16 protein-coding genes are annotated in these 16,843 nt (G+C 64.1%); 10 read left to right on the forward strand and 6 right to left on the reverse strand.

Annotated elements, in window-relative coordinates:
* Positions 1-39: 39 nt before the first annotated feature.
* On the reverse strand, positions 40-804 hold the full coding sequence (locus GJR99_RS04175; protein ID WP_151109570.1) for a carbon-nitrogen hydrolase family protein: 765 nt from the start codon (positions 802-804) through the stop codon (positions 40-42).
* 123 nt (positions 805-927) lie between these two features.
* Here GJR99_RS04175 and GJR99_RS04180 point away from each other — a divergent pair, with 123 nt between their 5' ends.
* The 3 genes from GJR99_RS04180 (at position 928) to GJR99_RS04190 (ending at position 5,378) form a co-directional block, all read left to right on the forward strand.
* Positions 928-2,187: a HEAT repeat domain-containing protein gene (locus GJR99_RS04180; RefSeq protein WP_151109572.1), complete on the forward strand. Its 1,260-nt coding sequence runs from the start codon at positions 928-930 to the stop codon at positions 2,185-2,187.
* Between the two features lie 422 nt (positions 2,188-2,609).
* Entirely contained in the window at positions 2,610-3,722 is a 1,113-nt protein-coding gene (locus GJR99_RS04185) for an SMP-30/gluconolactonase/LRE family protein (RefSeq protein ID WP_151109574.1), read from the forward strand.
* A gap of 57 nt (positions 3,723-3,779) precedes the next feature.
* Entirely contained in the window at positions 3,780-5,378 is a 1,599-nt protein-coding gene (locus tag GJR99_RS04190) for a phospholipase D-like domain-containing protein (protein ID WP_151109576.1), read from the forward strand.
* 36 nt (positions 5,379-5,414) lie between these two features.
* Here GJR99_RS04190 and GJR99_RS04195 read toward each other — a convergent pair whose 3' ends face one another.
* Together GJR99_RS04195 and GJR99_RS04200 are read right to left on the reverse strand one after the other, a co-directional pair.
* Entirely contained in the window at positions 5,415-7,316 is a 1,902-nt protein-coding gene (locus GJR99_RS04195) for a DHH family phosphoesterase (protein WP_151109578.1), read from the reverse strand.
* A gap of 96 nt (positions 7,317-7,412) precedes the next feature.
* Complete coding sequence (locus tag GJR99_RS04200; RefSeq protein ID WP_151109580.1) at positions 7,413-8,264, reverse strand: fructosamine kinase family protein; 852 nt, start codon at positions 8,262-8,264, stop codon at positions 7,413-7,415.
* A 107-nt stretch (positions 8,265-8,371) separates the two neighbouring features.
* Between GJR99_RS04200 and GJR99_RS04205 the strand changes: the two genes are divergently transcribed.
* Entirely contained in the window at positions 8,372-8,857 is a 486-nt protein-coding gene (locus GJR99_RS04205; protein ID WP_151109582.1) for a Mov34/MPN/PAD-1 family protein, read from the forward strand.
* Complete coding sequence (locus tag GJR99_RS04210; protein WP_151109585.1) at positions 8,854-9,282, forward strand: adenylyltransferase/cytidyltransferase family protein; 429 nt, start codon at positions 8,854-8,856, stop codon at positions 9,280-9,282. The genes GJR99_RS04205 and GJR99_RS04210 overlap by 4 nt, the downstream gene beginning before the upstream one ends.
* A 136-nt stretch (positions 9,283-9,418) precedes the next feature.
* On the opposite strand, the gene coxB is transcribed toward GJR99_RS04210, so the two are convergent.
* On the reverse strand, positions 9,419-10,129 hold the full coding sequence (gene coxB, locus GJR99_RS04215; RefSeq protein WP_151109587.1) for a cytochrome c oxidase subunit II: 711 nt from the start codon (positions 10,127-10,129) through the stop codon (positions 9,419-9,421).
* A 163-nt stretch (positions 10,130-10,292) separates the two neighbouring features.
* Here coxB and cyoE point away from each other — a divergent pair, with 163 nt between their 5' ends.
* From cyoE to GJR99_RS04235, 4 genes are all read left to right on the forward strand, one after another.
* The gene (cyoE, locus tag GJR99_RS04220) at positions 10,293-11,699 is read left to right on the forward strand and encodes a heme o synthase (RefSeq protein WP_151109589.1); all 1,407 of its coding nucleotides are present in this window, start codon (positions 10,293-10,295) and stop codon (positions 11,697-11,699) included.
* A 2-nt stretch (positions 11,700-11,701) separates the two neighbouring features.
* On the forward strand, positions 11,702-12,358 hold the full coding sequence (locus GJR99_RS04225) for a DUF7546 family protein (RefSeq protein WP_151109591.1): 657 nt from the start codon (positions 11,702-11,704) through the stop codon (positions 12,356-12,358).
* 205 nt (positions 12,359-12,563) lie between these two features.
* Complete coding sequence (locus GJR99_RS04230) at positions 12,564-12,800, forward strand: SelT/SelW/SelH family protein (RefSeq protein WP_151109593.1); 237 nt, start codon at positions 12,564-12,566, stop codon at positions 12,798-12,800.
* Positions 12,797-13,201, forward strand: coding sequence for a metal-dependent hydrolase (locus GJR99_RS04235; protein ID WP_151109595.1), 405 nt, complete (start codon positions 12,797-12,799; stop codon positions 13,199-13,201). The genes GJR99_RS04230 and GJR99_RS04235 overlap by 4 nt, the downstream gene beginning before the upstream one ends.
* A gap of 24 nt (positions 13,202-13,225) precedes the next feature.
* On the opposite strand, the gene GJR99_RS04240 is transcribed toward GJR99_RS04235, so the two are convergent.
* A complete protein-coding gene (locus tag GJR99_RS04240; RefSeq protein WP_151109597.1) occupies positions 13,226-14,248 on the reverse strand; it encodes an aldo/keto reductase in 1,023 nt (340 codons plus the stop codon).
* Positions 14,249-14,431: 183 nt separating this feature from the next.
* On the opposite strand from GJR99_RS04240, the gene GJR99_RS04245 reads away from it, so the two are divergent.
* Positions 14,432-15,427: a Gfo/Idh/MocA family protein gene (locus GJR99_RS04245; RefSeq protein WP_151109599.1), complete on the forward strand. Its 996-nt coding sequence runs from the start codon at positions 14,432-14,434 to the stop codon at positions 15,425-15,427.
* 12 nt (positions 15,428-15,439) lie between these two features.
* Here GJR99_RS04245 and GJR99_RS04250 read toward each other — a convergent pair whose 3' ends face one another.
* Complete coding sequence (locus GJR99_RS04250; RefSeq protein ID WP_151109601.1) at positions 15,440-16,822, reverse strand: PQQ-dependent sugar dehydrogenase; 1,383 nt, start codon at positions 16,820-16,822, stop codon at positions 15,440-15,442.
* Between the last annotated feature and the right edge of the window lie 21 nt (positions 16,823-16,843).

Consider the following 16,843-nt stretch of genomic DNA (forward strand, 5'->3'; position numbering starts at 1 on the left):
CTCGCGTCGTTACTTCACCGACCCGACGAACTCACGCGGTTACTCAATCGACCCGACGAACTCGCGTTGTTCGTCGAGGACGTCCCGGTCGAGCGTCCATAGGAGGTCCCGTTCGTCTCGGTTCAGCGCTGCCGCGACGACGCCGTCGGGTCTGACGACCAGCGAACGGCCCGCAAATTCCGACCGGGCCACGCCGGGAATCGTCCCGCTTCCGGTCCGTCCCGCGCCGACCAGCCATCGAACTCCATCGAGCGCTCGGGCGCGACAGAGCAACCGCCAGTTCTCGGAGTGTGCGGCGGGCCACGCGCCGACGACGAAGAGCGCGTCGACGCGTTCGTCGGTCAGTTCGGCGCTGTCTCCGACGAAGTTCAGGTCGTAGCAGGTGAGCAGACCGGTCTTCCCCGCAGGTGTGTCGACGACGACGAGTTCGTCGCCCGGCGTGACGACCGACGATTCTTCGCCCCAGAGGTGCCGTTTCCGGTAGACGTCGGCGGTTCCATCGGGTCGAACGTACGCGGCGGCGTTGTAGAGCGTGTCGTCGTCGAGTTCGAGGTAGCCCGCGAGGACGTCGACGTCGTTGTCGGCGGCGACCGACGCGAGGAATTCGGTCGCGTGGTCGCGCGTGACCGCACCGCTGTACGCCCGGTTGTCCGGGACGAATCCCGTCAGTGCGTACTCGGGAAAGAGGACGATATCGGCGCTGTCCGGTAGTTCTGCCGCTCTCTCTCGAATGGCGGCTTCGTTCTGTTCGGTGTCGAGGTCGGAGACCGAGAGTTGTGGAATCGCGACGGTGGGGCCAGTCACGACCCGACAGACGACGTCCCGACGAAAAAGTACTCGGCATCGAGCAACTGTTCGGGTCGCGTTCACACCGACAGGCGAAGCGAAGGGAAACGCTCTTTTTACCGACGAACGCAGTTCCGGCATATGAGTGACGGGGACGACGATACGACGGAACTCTCGCCCGAGAGCCTCACCGAACGCCTCGACGAGGCACAAGAGGCGCTCGAAGCGGCTGAAACCGAAGCCGACCTCGACGACGTCGAGGCGACGCTCGACGAGATAGACGCGGACATCGAGGCCGCGGACCTGCCCGAAGCAGACGACGACGAAGAAGACCCTGCCGAGGAACTCACCTCGACGCTGTCTGACCTTCGTGACGACCTCGAGTCCCAGCGCGGCCCCTACGGGGAAGACGCCATCGAGACCCTCGAAGAAGCGAAGTCCACCATCACGGACACGCGCTGGACCGAACAGGGTGAAGGCGAAATCGTCGCTGCGGTCGAGGCGTTCGCCGACGACTTCGGCGGCGTGCTCGACGCCGACGTCTCGGTCGACGGCGACGACGAAGACGCCCTCACGGCCGCTCTCGACGACGCAATCTCGGCCATCGAAGCGGCCGCCCTCGACGCCGACGACGACGCCGAAACCATCGCAGACCTCGTCGACGTCACCGACGGACTCACCGATGGTCTCGACGACGCACAAGAGTGGGACGACCTCGAGACGCGCGAGAAGCTACAGGCACAGGGCTTCTACGACGTCCTTGGTCACTACAAGGACTACCCGCCGGAACTCTCGGCGCTCAAAGAACACGAGAAGCGCGGCAACGTCGAGATGATTGCCCTCGCGTTCGAGAGCTTCCAATCCGGCTTCATGGAAGAGTACTGCATCGAAGCGTTCACGCGCATGAACGACCCGGCCGCGTACGACGCGGTCCAACCGCAGGCCAAGCGCCGTAACAAGGGCGCTATCAAGGCTATCGGGAAGATGGGTGCCGAAGAGGGTGTCGAGATGCTCGTCGACTACTCCGACACCGACAGCGACCCGGCGCTCCAGAAGGTCGTCTTCAAAGCACTGGGCGAAATCGGCTCCGAAGAAGCGACTCAACCGCTCGCGAACAAACTCGTCACCGAGAACGAGAACGTTCGCTCGGCCGCCGCTCGTGCACTCGGTCTCCTCGGCGACACGCGCGCCGTCGAACCGCTCGCGGACGTCGTCGCGGACGACGACGTAGACTCCGTGCGCGCGAGCGCCCTGTGGGCACTCCGCCAGATTGGCACCGAGACGGCACTCGAAGCGGCCGCCGAGTACGCCGACGACCGGTCGTACCTCGTCCAGCGCGAGGCCGAACTCGCCGCCGACTCCCTCGGCGAAGGCAAGTCCGAACCCGAAGCGACGGTCTAACACACGGAGCTGTGGCCACCCCCGCCGCCGCCCTCCCCGACTCGGCGGCGTCGTGTGTCCACGAAATCTCATTCTCCAGGGACGCAATCACTCTCGCAGCCGAGCGCTTCGAGTCGGGTGGGATCAACAGTTCCTGGTAGGCTACCAGATAGAAGTCACTCGGTGAATCCTGCGAGGTTCTCGGAGAGATAACGCCGTCATAACGGCCTACTGCATCCTGTCTTGCTACATTGTACCACGCGGAACTGCTAACGTACCATTATCGACGAACGTGTTCGACCGTTCTCGATTCGACGCTGCAGCGTTTGGCTTACCCCTAATATAACAATCAAACAACACTTCATACGTTTTTATGAACGCTCGCTGGAGAACCACGGGTCGTGGTCCACTCCGACGCGAGCGAACCTACACTGGAGAAAAACATGACACGATTCGTATCACGGAGAACGATGCTGAAGGCGCTCGGTGCTGGCGGGGCGATGCTCGCCGGCGGGGTGCCACTAGCGTCCGCAAAGTCGCATAAAGTGGGTGAACTGGAACTCCTCTACGAGTTCACCAGTCCTACCGAGCAACCACCATTCGGCGAACTCCCGGAGAACGTTGCAATAGACAGTGAAGGCAACAAGTACGTCAGCGTCCCGTCCGTGGGACAGATCTGGAAGTTCGGCCCCGACGACGAGGTCGTCGACTCCCCGTTCGTCCAGTTCAACTTCGCCCAGGAGTTCCCTGTCGGGCCGGCGGGCCTCGAATTCGACCAGTCAAGTGGAACGCTCTACTCGACGTTCTTGAGCGACCTGGCGACGCAACCCGGTTCGGACACCAACGGCGTCTGGGCTATCGACTCGGACGGAAACCGCGAACTGTACGCAGCGATATCGTCTGGTATGCAGGGCGTGCCGACGTTCCCCAATGACATCGCACTCTTCGGGGACTCCCTGCTCGTCACGGACAGTATCCTCGGTGTCGTCTGGAAAGTCCAGAAGGACAGCACAGAGGTGTGGGCGGGAACACCGGGAGACCCGGACGGTCTCCTCGCGGCGCCTGCTGTACCCGGCGCGCTCGGAGCGAACGGTATCCAGGTCTCGAAGAACGGCAAGACCGTCTACGTGGCCAACATCGGAAAAGGAACTATCGTCAAAATTCGGGTCGACAGAGAGGGGAATGCGGGCGAACCCGAAGTGTTCGCCGATGGACTCGTTGGTCCCGACGGACTCGCGATGGACGTCCGAAACAACCTCTACGTCGCAGACAACGGCGGCAACGAAATCGTCCGTATCGCACCGAGTGGGAAGATGCAAACGCTGGCCAGTAACGACGGCGGCGGCCCACTTCTCGACCAACCTGCTGACGTGACGTTCGGGACCATCGGTGGGCAAACTGAGACGCTGTACATCGTCAATCTCGCACTGCCGGCTTTCGCACTGCCGCCGGACGAACGGCCGGACACGTATCCGGCGTTCCTGAAACTCGACGTCGGCGCACCGGGACTCCCCGTGGAGCGATACCCAATCGGGAATTCGCCTGAAGACGAATAGCGAGTCATCGCCCAACCCAACGAACCTTTTTGTACCATCACGGGACCACCGCGGCGTGTGTTCCACCGGGTCGTCCTCGCCATCATCGTCCTCGCCGCCGTCGCACCTGCACCGATAGCGGCCGCCGGTGACTCACCACCAGCGACCCCACAACCAGAAACCCCACCCGACCACCCAGACGCCCGAATCGTCGCTGCCCTCCCCGACCCGGCGACGCCCGACGACCGAGGTGAGTTCGTCGTCGTGCGCGCACCCGAGGGCACCAACCTCACTCTCGACGACGGCGAGCAACGCGTCTCGTTCGTCGCACCTGGCGGAGCTGTCGCCGTCACGTCGAATCCCGAGGCCACCGCGAACCTCACCGACTACCCGGTCGTCTCTCCCGGTCTCGCCCTCGCTAATGGTGGTGAGGAAGTCACACTCACCGTCGATGGCAACGTCGCCGACCGACTCGTCTACGACCGAACCAAGGAAAACGAACGCCTCGAGCGACGCGACGGCGCGTGGTCGTGGTGGCCTCGGACGCTCCCGCGCCGCCCCGTCACGACCCACGGCCCCGCGAACGCGACGCTGTTCGTCCTCCCGGACTCGCCGACCATGCCACTGGAGACGCTGCGTGCTGCCGACGACAGACTCCTCCTCGCGGGCTACGTCGTCTCGTCGTCCCGCGTCGCGGACGAACTCGTCGCCGCACGTGAACGAGGCGTCCGCGTCGAAGTTCTGGTAGACGACGCGCCAGTCGGTGGGTTTCCGCGAGCGTCTGCCCGCCTCCTCGACAGACTCGTCGCGGCCGGCGTCACCGTTCGCGTCGTCGGAGACCCGCACTCGTTTCACCACGCGAAATACGCCGTCAGCGACGACGCCGCGCTCGTCACGACGGAGAACTGGAAACCTGCGGGGACCGGCGGCCAGAAGAGTCGCGGATGGGGCGTCGTCGTCTCCTCTCGTTCGGTCGCAACCGACCTCGCGGCGACGTTCGCTGACGACGCGACGCTCCCTGCAACCCGCCCGTGGGAGTCGTACCGAGTCGGTCGCGAGTTCGTCGTCACCGAGCGCGCGAACGGGTCGTACCCCTCCCGTGTCGCACCGAAGACGCTACGCGCCGACAGAATCTCCGTCGTCCGCGCCCCGGACAACGCCCAACGGGCGGTCGTCTCCCGACTCGACGCCGCCGACCGACGAATCGACGTGATACAACCGACTGTCGAGGACGACGGCCCGTTCGTCGTGGCCCTCAAACGGGCGGCCAAGCGAGGTGTTCGCGTCCGCCTCCTCCTCGGGAGCGTGTGGTACGTCGACGACGAGAACCGCGAACTGGCCGACCGGTTGAACCGCTGGGCCGACCGAACCGGAAATCCGCTCTCGGTTCGGCTCGCGCGACCCGCCGGTCGCTACGGAGCGATACACGCGAAGGGAGTCGTCGCTGACGACACTGTCGTGGTCGGGAGTCTCAACTGGAACACCCACTCGGCCACCCAAAATCGAGAACTGTCGGTCGCCATCGCCGACCCGGTGGCCGCGACGTACTACCGCGAGGTGTTCGAGGCCGACTGGAACGCGAGCAGAGACGGGGCGCGACCGGTACTCGTCGGTGCGGCGGCGATAGCCGTCCTCGTCGGACTGGTCGCTCTCAGGCGAGTGGAGTTCGAAAAATGAGAGCTGTCTGTCCGTGTGTCGAACGCGAACGTCGGCTTACGCCGTCGTCGAGAGTTCTTCGTCGATGTCTGCTTCGGCCATCTTCTCGACGAGCGTGTCGATGACTTCCTCGCGCATGCCGCTGACGAACTTGATGGAGCCGACGACGAGGTGGCCGCCACCCGAGACGCCGCCACCGACGACTTCCTCGTTCAGTTCGGCGACCATCCGCGGGATGTCGAGGCGGACGCCGTCAGACCGGAGGACGGCGAAGTCGGGACCGTAGCCGATGGTGATGACGGGTTCGCCCGTCTCCTGGACCTTCTCGTCGTGGAGTTTGCCCGTCGTCTTCCCCGGCGCGGGGTAGGTAAAGCGGTGGGCCCACTTGTCGAGGTCGATACGGTAGAGGTTCGCCCCGCTGTCGAGTCGCTCGTGTTCGAGGTGGGGTTCCGCCGCTTCGAGTTGCCGCTCGACGTCGCGCTCCGCACGGGTCGAGAGGAACTCGACGAGTTCGCGGTGGCGCTCGTCGTCGTCACAGCCGACGTTGAGCACGTCGTTGACGATGGACGCACCGTCGTTGTAGCGAAGCCAGTGTGCGGCGTAGTCGAGCGCTTCACCCACGTCGAGGAGTTCCTCGCGGTCGTAGCCTTCCGCTTCTGCCAGTGCGATGTAGTCGTCCATGACCTCGGCCTTCGAGCGGTCCGAGAGACCGGCGACTGCCGGGACGTGACGCAGGTCGTCGGTCACGTCGGGGTAGATCATCCGCGCGAGTTCGACACACATCATGCCCGTCGTGATGCGGTAGTCTTCGCCGTGGAGGTACGGGTTGACGTGGGCGTCGAGGAGCGGGTTGACCGCTTCGGGGTCGGGGTGGTGGTGGTCGACGACGGCGATTGGCACGTCGTAGTGGGCGAGGTTCTCGTAGGCAGGGACGTCCTCTTCGGTCGACCCGTTGTCGAGCATGAGGAGGAAGGGAAGTCGCTGGCCGTGGCGGGCGCGGCCTTCCAGCGCGAAGTTCAGGTCGCGCGTGACGTCTTCCATCTCGTAGAACGGTGCCTTACTCGGCAGTCGCTTGAACAGGTGTCGGGGCGCGTCGGGGTCGTCGTGGACGTCGGTGATGAACTTCTCGAGCGCCAGTTGGACCGGCACGGACGCACACATGCCGTCGCCGTCGGCGTGGTGGCGGACGCGAATCGGGCGACCTTCGAGGACCGTCCGGCGCAGGAGTCGGGCGACGTCTTCGAGGTCCTCGCGGAGTTTCTCGAACGCGGGCCACTCGACGAGCGGGTCGACGTCTTCGGGTTCTGCGAGTTCGTCCATCGAAGCGTCGATTCGGTCGCGTGCTTCGTCGGCGTCGTCGCCTTCGAGAACCGACAGGCCGTCGACTTCGAGTTGGCGCGTCCCTTCGTGGTCCTCGACGGTTCCGTTCATCCGGATGACGTCGTCGAGTTCGACGTGCGGGAACGCACGGACGCCGGCCTCTTCGAAGGCGGCGGCGGCGATGATTCCCGAATCGTCGGCGATGCGGAAGACGGTGGGGCCGCCGGTCTGTTTGATTTGCGCGACGACGCCTTCGATGGTCGCACTCTCACCGACCGCGAGGTCGGCGATGGGCGTGATAGTCGGTTCGTGTTCGACGATTAGCGTCCGGTAGTTGTCCGGCGTCTCCTCGGCGAACGCGATGTCGCCGTTCTCTCGAACTTCTTCCAGTCGGACGACCAGGCGGTCACCGACCTCGTAATCGGTCGAGAGGTTCGACTCGTGGATGAGCCCAGAGACAGAGTCGGAGATATCCACGAAGATGCCGTATTCGACGACGCCGTTGACGACGGCGTGGTAGTACGCGTCGGTTTCGGTGTCTTCGACGGTACAGTTCGGTGCTAAATCGTAGACGATAGGTCGTGAGTCCGAATTCGGACCCGAGTCGGCGCCGGAATCCCCGGCGTGCTCGTCGCTCATAGTCTCGCTAGGTCGGGGGTTGGTGTTAAGCTTTACAAAAGCGTCTCGCGGACGCGAACCCCAGATTCGCCGTTCGGCCGTCGTCGTCCGACCGGGTCAGTACCCGATTGCCTCGACCGCGTCTCGAATCTCGGGGACGTAGTCTGACCCGAACACGCGGACGTGTTCGAGGAGTGGAAAGAGGGCGTAGACCGGTGCACGCTCGTCGAAGAATCCGGGGTCGAGCGGCCGCAGGTCGGTGTACGTCTCGAAGAAGTCGTCACCGGCGCTGTCGAACCACTCGATGTACGCGAGTTCGACCTCCGGATGTGCGTAGTAACACGCTGGGTCGAGGAACGCGGCGACGCGACCCTCACGGACCACGAGATTCCCCTCCCAGACGTCACCGTGGACGAGTCGGGGCGCGTCAGGTTCGGTGAGGAGGTCGCCGAGGTCGCTCGCGATAGCGTCGATTCGCTCGGCCATCGATTCGGGGAGTCCGGAAGACGTTGCTGCGGCACACCACGGTCGGAGTCGCTGGTCGCCGAAGAACTCGACCCAGGAGTCGGTCCACGGATTCGGTTGGTCGTACGGGCCGGAGAGCGTGTCGTACGGGAAACCGAACGCCGGTGCCGTGGTGTCGTGGAGTGACGCGAGGTGTCTGGCGAGGTCACGTTCTGCTCGGGAGTCGAGTTCGGCGTCGCCGTCGACGTAGTCGAGAACGAGCAGGTCTTCGTCCGCGTAGTGAACAGTCGGAACTGGCAACCCCGCCCGCGCGAGCGACGTGAGCATCGCCCCTTCGACGTCGAGGGGTGTCGGCCCCACTTTCGCCACGAGCGACTCCCCCCGAGGAAAGTGGAGGGCGAACACCTGGCCAACGTGACCGCCGTCGAGTTCTGTCACGGTATGTGGGTCGGCGTCCGCCTCGAGTACTGCGACGACACGTTCGACCACGGCGGCAGCGTCCATCACAGATGTCGTTCGGTTCGGGGGGAACCTGAGTATGGCGGTGCTATTCCGCGGAGGAAAGTCCTCGTTCCGGAACCCTTAGATGGAGTGCCCGCCGACGACTCGGTATGCGACTGTTCCGGTCGCGGGAGGTCATCGGAATCGCTGCCGAGACCCTCGACTTCGCGCTCGAATCCGCTACTGAGACACATCCGAACGAGTACATGGGACTCCTCCGTGGGGAGGACGCCAGCAAGTTCGGACTCGACCGTGACGGCCTCCTCGTCACGGACGTCCTCATCATCCCAGGGACCGTCTCGGACCCGTACAGCGCGACCGTCAGGACCAACCTCGTTCCGAACGACTTCCGTGCCGTCGGGTCGATTCACTCACACCCCAACGGCGTGCTTCGACCGAGCGATGCCGACCTCGACACCTTCGGCAGTGGGACCGCACACATCATCATGGGCCATCCGTACGGCCCGAACGACTGGGAAGTGTTCGACCAATCTGGTGAACCACGCGACCTGCCAGTCTACAACGTAGACCTCCCAGACCCCGAATCGTTCTTCGATTTCACACAGGAAGATATCGACGCGGAGTTAGACCGATGAGACGAGTTATTGCACAAGGGACGTTCGACATCCTCCACCCCGGCCACGTCCACTACCTGTCGGACGCGAAAGCGATGGGTGACGAACTACACGTCATCATCGCCCGTGGGGAGAACGTGACGCACAAGGCGAAACCGATTCTCGACGACCGACAGCGGCGCGACATGGTCGCCGCCCTCGACGTCGTCGACGAGGCACATCTGGGGGACCCCGACGACATCTTCGTTCCGATCGAAGAGATAGACCCCAGCGTCATCGTCCTCGGATACGACCAACACCACGACGAAGCGGGAATCAAAGCCGCGCTCGCCGAACGCGGTATCGACTGCGAAGTCGCTCGTGCGACGCCGCGCGACCAGACGTACGACGAGGAAGTCCTCTCGACGGGACGCATCATCGACCGAATCATCGAGCGACGCTGCTGAGGTCCGCGACACTACGACAGGCAGCCATCCGGGAGGCTCGTTCTGCAGAGACTACCAGACCACTGCCGACAAGTTACTCCGAGTGAGCGACGGCGTCGTCACTCGCCGGTCGGAGACGGTGGAAAGAAAGAGACGCTTACTGGCTGGACTGCTGTTCGTCGAGCCAGTCTTGGTACTCTTCTTCGGAGACGACTTCGACGGTGAAGTACATCTGCGAGTGAGCGACACCACAGTACTCAGTACAGTAGCCCTGGTAGGTGCCTTCCTCTTTCGCGACGGTCTTGATGGTGTTCTGCTGACTGGGCATCGCGTCCTGCTTGAGTCCGAGTTCAGGGACGGCGAATCCGTGTATCACGTCTTGTGAGGTCACCTGGATGTACACCGGGCGGTCTTTCGGAATGACGATTTCGGTGCCCGAGGTGAAGTTACCCTCTTCGGGGTAGTACATGTTCCAGCCCCACTGGTAGGCTTCTGCCGTGATGACGACAGGGTCCTCAGCAGCGTCGATCTCGTTGCCCTGGTACGTCACGTCCTCGTTGGCCAGCACGCCGTAGGAGGCGACGCCGACGAACAGCAGGATGATGGCGGTGGCGATAGTCCACGTGATTTCGAGTCGGCGGTTCTCCTTTGTCGGCAGTGCGCGCTCGCTGTTGCGGAACTTGAGGACCGTGTAGAGGAGGATGACCTCGACCATCACGGTAATCGGGATAGCGATGTACAGAAGCTTCCCGTTCAACTGGTTGATTAGTTCCACAGTGGTGGACGCCTGCGCGGCGACGGGAGTGGCGACGAGTGCCATCACGACTGTCGCAAGCAGGGACGCGAGCGCGAAACGCGTCTTTCTCATGCTAAAGTGGGGTTAGGAACAACCGCATAAATGCATACCGACTCTCACGCCGATACTTTTGTACTCCACCCCGATATATCGAGGGTCAATACGACACTCGTTCTCCCCCGAAAAACGGGGGTCCTAAATACAGGACGACCTAATGGCTCCGTAGGTGAATACAGTGGCCACGACGCGCGCTTCGAACACCTTCCATGGCCTACTCGCGGCGACGGCGATGGGAGTCTACGTGTTACTCCTCGTCGGCGCGACGACGGCGCTCACTGATGCGACCGCCGCGTGTGCCGCGTGGCCCGCGTGCGGTGAAGGATTCTCACTCCCGTCTACGATGGACGGATGGGTCGCACTCGGGCATCGAATCGCCGCCGTCCTCGTCGGTCTCTTAGCTCTCGTAACGCTCGTCTCGGCGTGGCGCTCGGACGCGTCCCGCCGGGTGAAAGCCACGGTGACCGCGTCGACGGCGCTCTATCCAGTGCAGGCTGGACTGGGTGCAGTCGTCGCGACGCTCGGCGCAAGTGAACTGCTCTCGACACTCCACCTCGTCGTCGGGATGGCTATCTTCGGTGGCCTCCTCGTCGCACTCGCGTGGACGCTCGAAGAGGTAACCGGCGACCCCACCGACAAACCGGTCGGGAGTCCATCGATGGCACCGCCGGCAGACGACGGCGAACGCCCACCGATACCCACTGCCCCCGTCGCACGAGCGAAGGCGACGGCGTATGCGTACTTCCGGCTGATGAAGCCACGACTGATGTGGCTCCTGTGTCTCGTCGCGTCGGCGGCGATGACGCTCGCGGGCACCGTCTCGCCCGGTCTCACACCACAGGTCATCGCTGCGACGCTCGGCGGCGGCGTCCTCTCTATCGGCGCGTCGGGGACGTTCAACCACGTCCTCGAACGCGACATCGACCGCCGGATGCAACGGACGAGCGACCGGCCACTCGCCGTCGACCTCGTCCCCGTCCGCAACGCCATCGCGTTCGGGGTCATCCTCGCCATCGCCTCGGTGGCGCTCTTTGCCTCTGTCAACTGGCTCGCGGCGGTCCTCGGACTCGTCGCCATCGCGTTCTACAGCGTCGTCTACACGCTCATCCTGAAGCCGAACACCGTCCAGAACACGGTTATCGGCGGCGCAGCGGGTGCGCTTCCGGCGCTCATCGGCTGGGTCGCAGTCACGGGAGACATCGGACTCGGGGGCATCGTCCTCGCTGTCGTCATCTTCCTGTGGACGCCCGCGCACTTCTACAACCTCGCGCTGGCGTACAAGGACGACTACGCTCGCGGTGGGTTCCCGATGATGCCCGTCGTGCGCGGTGAGACCGAGACGCGAAAGCACATCGTCTGGTGGTTGGCCGCGACACTCGTCGCCGCCGCTGGCCTCGCAGTGATGGACGCCCTCGGCGTCGTCTATCTCCTGACGAGCGTCATCTTCGGAGGCGCGTTCCTCTACTTCGTCGTGCGTCTGCACTACGAACGCGACGACACGGCGGCGTTCCGAGCGTTCCACGCCTCCAACGCGTATCTCGGGATGTTGCTCCTCGCAATCGTCGTCGATACCCTCGCCCTCTGAACATGGCAACTGCAACCGCACTTCCTCGCCCGTCGCGGGACACGCTCCTCCGCGCGGCGTTCGCCGTCAACACGACGCTTGTTCTGACGTTCGCGTACCTGCTGTTCACTGACGCGCGTGTCGGTGCACCGCGATACGCACTCTACGGCGTCACGTGGGTCGTCGTCGGCCTCTGGGTCATGTTCGATACGCGCGTGTCCGCCGCGTCGGCCCAGACCAAACGACGCGCGGCCGCTATCGCAGTCGGCTACTTCGCAGTCTTGGCCGTCGCCGGCGGACTCGTCACCGGGCCGGTTCCAGGTGGGACCGAAGGCTTCCGTGTCGCGTTCCTCCCACCGGGATGGGGGCCAGCACTCATCTACGGCGGCGACCTGTTCAACCTCATCCTCATGCCGGCGCGCGTCGTCGGCTACGTCGCACTCGCGTTCCTCGTCTACGACACCGTGGTCGAGGCGGCGGGCGCGGCCGTCTCGGGAATCGTCGGTCTCTTCTCGTGCGTCTCGTGTTCGTGGCCGATTCTCACGTCACTCGCGACGAGCGTCTTCGGGAGCGGAACGGCGCTGGCGCTGACGGTGTCGACGTTCTCGTACGACCTCTCGACGCTCGTCTTCCTCGTCACCGTCGTCTTGCTTCGGTGGCGACCAGGGTTCGGGCGGTAGTCGGGTTGGGGTGGGGCGGTAGCCTGCCCTGATTCGGGCGGTGGTCGGGTTGGGGTGGGGCGGTAGCCTGCCCTGACTCGGGCGGTGGTCGGGTCGGTTTGGGTTAGTCGAGTCGAGCCGGGTCGAGTCTGGCCTCCGGGGAAATCTCCTCTCTGCGGCCTCTCTCGCCGCCTCGTTTTTACACGTCCGTCCTGTACACCGTGCTATGACCGAGGTCGAAATCGAGTACTGCGTCCCGTGTGGCTTCCTCGAGCGCGCCGAAGAGATTCAACATCAGTTACTCTTGCAGTTCGGCCAGAAACTCGACCGTGTAGCCCTCGTGACCGGCGACCACGGCGTTCTCACCGTCTCTGTCGACGGTGAGCGTGTCTGGGACAAGTCCGAAGACGAGTACGACCCAGAGACGATTCTTCGGCGGGTTCGCCCACACCTCAGTCCGTGAAATCGCTCGAACACGCGGCCGTCGGGGGTGTCGTCGGCGTCGCCGCCGCGATACTGTTGCGACCGCCGGTCAGTCTCCCCGTTCTCGTCGTCACCGCGGTGGTTCTGAGTGTCTTCGTCGACCTCGACCACTTCGTTCTCGCGCGGGCCGAACGCGGAGATTGGGCGACGCTCGAACTCGCCGTGACGAACCCACGGGTCGGCCTGTTCGAACAAGAACGACTGTTCGAAGAGTTCGACGACGAGTTCGACCTGAAACGACTGTTCACTCACCACCTCCTCGGCGGTGTCGCCGTCGCCGGCGTGGCGCTGGCCGGGAGCGTGTCACTCGCCGCGTTCGTCGCCGTCGTCCTCTACGCGCACGTCGTCTGTGACTACCTCAGAGACCTCGGCCTCGCGTGAAAAACAGGTTCGAGTGTCGGCCGTTCAGTGACCCCAGCGCCGGCCTTCTTCGTCGTAGCGAGCGTTCGTGATGCGCTCCCACTGGTCGGACGAGAGGTCGACGTCGGCCGCACCGGCGTTCTCGCGGAGTTGCTCGGGCGTCCGTGCGCCGACGATCGGGACGACAGTCGCTTCCGGATAGTCCATGAGCCATCGAAGCGCGACCTGTGCGGGGCTAGCGTCGACTTCGTCTGCGACGGCGCGAACCTCGTCGAGCACGTGCCATCCTCGCTCGGAGAGGTAGAACCGCTCGAATCGCTCGTCGAACGACCCACGAGAACCGTCGGGGGCGACGTACGCCGAGGGGTCGTCTGGGTCGGCACGTTCGTACTTGCCGGTGAGGAATCCACCGGCGAGCGGCGAGTACGGACAGACCGCAATCTCCTGGTCGCCACAGACGTCGAGGTAGTCTTTCACGTCCTCGTAGTAGCCTGCGTGGAACAGTGGTTGGGTCACGTCGAATCTGGCGTAGTCGTTCACGTCTGACTTCCAGAGCGCCTTCGTGAGTTGCCACGCCGCCATCGTCGAGGCACCGAGATAGTTCACCTTGCCTTCTTCGACCAGCGCGTTGAGTGTCTGGAGGGTCTCTTCGATGGGCGTCTCGTCGTCCCAGCGGTGGATGTAGTAGAGGTCGAGATAGTCCGTATCGAGACGGTCGAGCGTGCCCTCGATTTGGTTGCGGATGTGGGTCCGCGAAAGGCCGCGCCCGTTCGGGTTCTCCTCGTCGAAGGGGAAGTACACCTTGGAGGCGACGACGTAGTCTTCGCGGTCACGCTCGGCGAGCCAGTTGCCGATGTACTCCTCGGAGGTGCCGTTCGGGTCGCCGTAGACGTTGGCCGTGTCGATGAAGTTGCCACCGAGTTCCTCGTAGGTGTCGAGGAGTTCGTGGGCGTGCTCCTCGTCGGTCTCCAAGACGCCGCCGGTCTGTCGGCCGAATCGCCACGTGCCGAAACACAGTTCGGAGACGCGGGTTCCTGTCGAACCGAGTCGCCGATAGTCGAGGCTCATACTCGATGACACGACTGCGAGCGACTAAAGAGTGAGAGTTGCGGCGAGGTGTTCGAAGAAACTGGAGACGGATGGCGCACAGCTCGGGATGCATGGAGCGCAGAACAGCACTCGATTTCGACAGCACGGTCTCGGTCGTCTCTCGCCCGCACGCTTTTGCCGCCCGGACACGACATGTAAGCTATGTTTCGAGTCGCAGGCATCGGCCTCGGAAACCTCGGTGTGATGGAGTGTCGCCTCTTCGACGAGATGGACGGCGTGAGCATCGTCGCGGGCGTCGACCCCGACGAAGACGCTCGGGGGCGCTTTGCAGACGAGTTCGACGTCCCGACGTACGAGACGGTCGAAGAACTACTGGACAGCGAGTTCCTCGACGCCGTGACCATCGCCTCACCGCACACACAGCACTTCGACCAGGCGCTGGCCGCACTCGACGCTGGTCTGCACGTCCACCTGGAAAAACCGATGGTGACCGACCTCGGCGGGGCACGCGCGCTCATCGACCGAGCAGACGAGGCAACCCTCACGCTCGCCGTCGGCTATCAACGACACTTCGACCCGCGGTTCCACGAACTCCGTCGAATCGTCGATTCCGGGCGAATCGGCGACCCACACATGGTCGTCTGCCACCTCGAACAGGAGTGGATTCAGTGGACGAAAGACGAGTGGCGCGGCGACCCAGCACTCTCTGGCGGCGGCCAGTTGTACGACTCCGGGTCACATCTCCTCGACGCGATGCTCTGGGTTACCCGTTCGAAACCCATCACCGTCGCGGCGGCCGTCGACCACCGAGGCTACGACGTGGACGTAAACTCTGCGCTCGCGGTCGTTCTCGACCGAGACGGCGACCGACTCACCGCCAGCGTCGCCGTCTCTGGTGAGGGGCCGAGCGTGCCTGCACCGGGAGAGTCGCTCCGCATCATCGGCACCGAGGGGATGGTCAGTTTCGACGGCGAGACCATCGAAGTGACCGAAGGAGACGTGACGTATCGGGCGACGCCATCAGAACCCGACTTCGAGCGATTGACCGAGAAGAAACTCCGGAACTTCGTCGATGCCGCCCGCGACGAGGCGGAGTTGGCTATCCCTGCAGAAGACGCGCTCCGTGTGACTGCGCTCACCGAGGCCGCCTACGAGTCTGCGACGACGGGGCGGCGAGTCAACGTCGGCGGCGACTGACTCAGACCCCCCTCAGAGGGGCCGGAGTCGATTGAGCGTCCCGGCCGTTCCAGTGACTCCTCTGTTTCCGCTCGTACAGACGTAGAGTTCGCCGGCCGGGTCGCGACCGAACGCGAGCACGTTCTTTCCACCGCCATCGAGGTCGGTGATGGGAATCTCGGCGATGTCCCACGGTTTCGACGCCTGTGGACGGGCGGCGAACAGTCGCTCTTGTGACTGCCAATCGGCGAAGACGTACGCGCCCGACAGCGCCGGAATCTCGTCACCACGGTAGACGTAGCCACCGATGATGGCGACACCCGATGGCCCCCTCGCGGCGTGCGGATATTCGAGAACCGGGTCGACGAGTGGTTCGCCGTCCGGTGTCTCTGTCGGGCAGGTGGACGCCCGGAAGCAGTGTGCGCCTTCGCGAACGTTCCATCCGTAGTTACCGCCCGCTTCGACGACGTTCACTTCTTCCCACTGTGCCTGTCCGACGTCTGCGACGTAGAGGTCGTCGCCGTCGAACGAGAGTCGCCACGGGTTCCGCAGTCCCCACGCGTACTGTTCGTCGAGTCCCGCACGGCCCACGAGTGGGTTGTCGTCGGGGATACCGTACGGTTTGTCCTCGTCGCCGGTGACGCCGCCCTCACTATCGACGTCTATTCGGAGGACGCTTCCGAGGAGGTTCGACTGCACGTCCTGTCCGTTGCCGCCGTCGAGGGCGTCGTACCAGTCGTCGACGTGGCCGCGACCCTCGTCGTTGGCCCCGCCACCGTCACCAACAGCGACGTAGAGGTAGCCGTCGGGACCGAACGCGAGTGCCCCGGCGTTGTGGTTCGACTGTGGTTGCGGGATTTCCAAGAGCGTCCGCTCGGAGTCGCCCGAGACAGTCGTCGCCTCGGGGTCTACCGTCAGTTCACTCAGGACGAACGTGTGACTGAAGTTCGACGGCGTTCCCGAGCGACTCGGGGCACTGTACCGGAGGAACAGTCGTCCGTTGTCGGCGAACGCCGGGTGGAAGGCGACGCCGAGTAACCCGCGCTCGTCGTACCCGCCCACGTCGACGACTCGGTCGCCGAGGTCGAGATACGGGTCCGTCCTGAGTCCCGTCTCGTCGTGGAGCCAGACGCGACCGGGTTGGTCGACCACGAACCGCCGGTCGCCATCGAACGCCTCGGGGATGGCGACGTCGACAGGTGAGGTGAAGCCACTGGCCAGCGTCTCGTACCGGAGTTCGAGGTCGGAGAGGTCACCCCCGGTGTCGGAAGTCGCCACATCGTCTGTCGTCGTCGCTGCGTCAGTGGGAGTCGTCTCGTCGGTGCCGCCACCACCCGGAAACCCCATACACCCAGCGAGGCCACCGAGGAAGACACCACCTGCCGTCGCGAGGAAGGCGCGTCGGGAACCGTTCATGTCAACTGAGAGGGTTCCCGC

Source organism: Haloferax marinum (assembly GCF_009674625.1).
GTDB classification, from domain to species: Archaea; Halobacteriota; Halobacteria; order Halobacteriales; family Haloferacaceae; genus Haloferax; species Haloferax marinum.

Coding starts and splice junctions, on each gene's coding strand:
- GJR99_RS04180 (WP_151109572.1), top strand. CDS start 928: ATGAGTGACGGGGACGACGATACGACGGAACTCTCGCCCGAGAGCCTC.
- GJR99_RS04185 (WP_151109574.1), top strand. CDS start 2,610: ATGACACGATTCGTATCACGGAGAACGATGCTGAAGGCGCTCGGTGCT.
- GJR99_RS04195 (WP_151109578.1), bottom strand. CDS start 7,316: ATGAGCGACGAGCACGCCGGGGATTCCGGCGCCGACTCGGGTCCGAAT.
- GJR99_RS04200 (WP_151109580.1), bottom strand. CDS start 8,264: ATGGACGCTGCCGCCGTGGTCGAACGTGTCGTCGCAGTACTCGAGGCG.
- GJR99_RS04205 (WP_151109582.1), top strand. CDS start 8,372: ATGCGACTGTTCCGGTCGCGGGAGGTCATCGGAATCGCTGCCGAGACC.
- GJR99_RS04210 (WP_151109585.1), top strand. CDS start 8,854: ATGAGACGAGTTATTGCACAAGGGACGTTCGACATCCTCCACCCCGGC.
- coxB (WP_151109587.1), bottom strand. CDS start 10,129: ATGAGAAAGACGCGTTTCGCGCTCGCGTCCCTGCTTGCGACAGTCGTG.
- GJR99_RS04225 (WP_151109591.1), top strand. CDS start 11,702: ATGGCAACTGCAACCGCACTTCCTCGCCCGTCGCGGGACACGCTCCTC.
- GJR99_RS04230 (WP_151109593.1), top strand. CDS start 12,564: ATGACCGAGGTCGAAATCGAGTACTGCGTCCCGTGTGGCTTCCTCGAG.
- GJR99_RS04240 (WP_151109597.1), bottom strand. CDS start 14,248: ATGAGCCTCGACTATCGGCGACTCGGTTCGACAGGAACCCGCGTCTCC.
- GJR99_RS04245 (WP_151109599.1), top strand. CDS start 14,432: ATGTTTCGAGTCGCAGGCATCGGCCTCGGAAACCTCGGTGTGATGGAG.
- GJR99_RS04250 (WP_151109601.1), bottom strand. CDS start 16,822: ATGAACGGTTCCCGACGCGCCTTCCTCGCGACGGCAGGTGGTGTCTTC.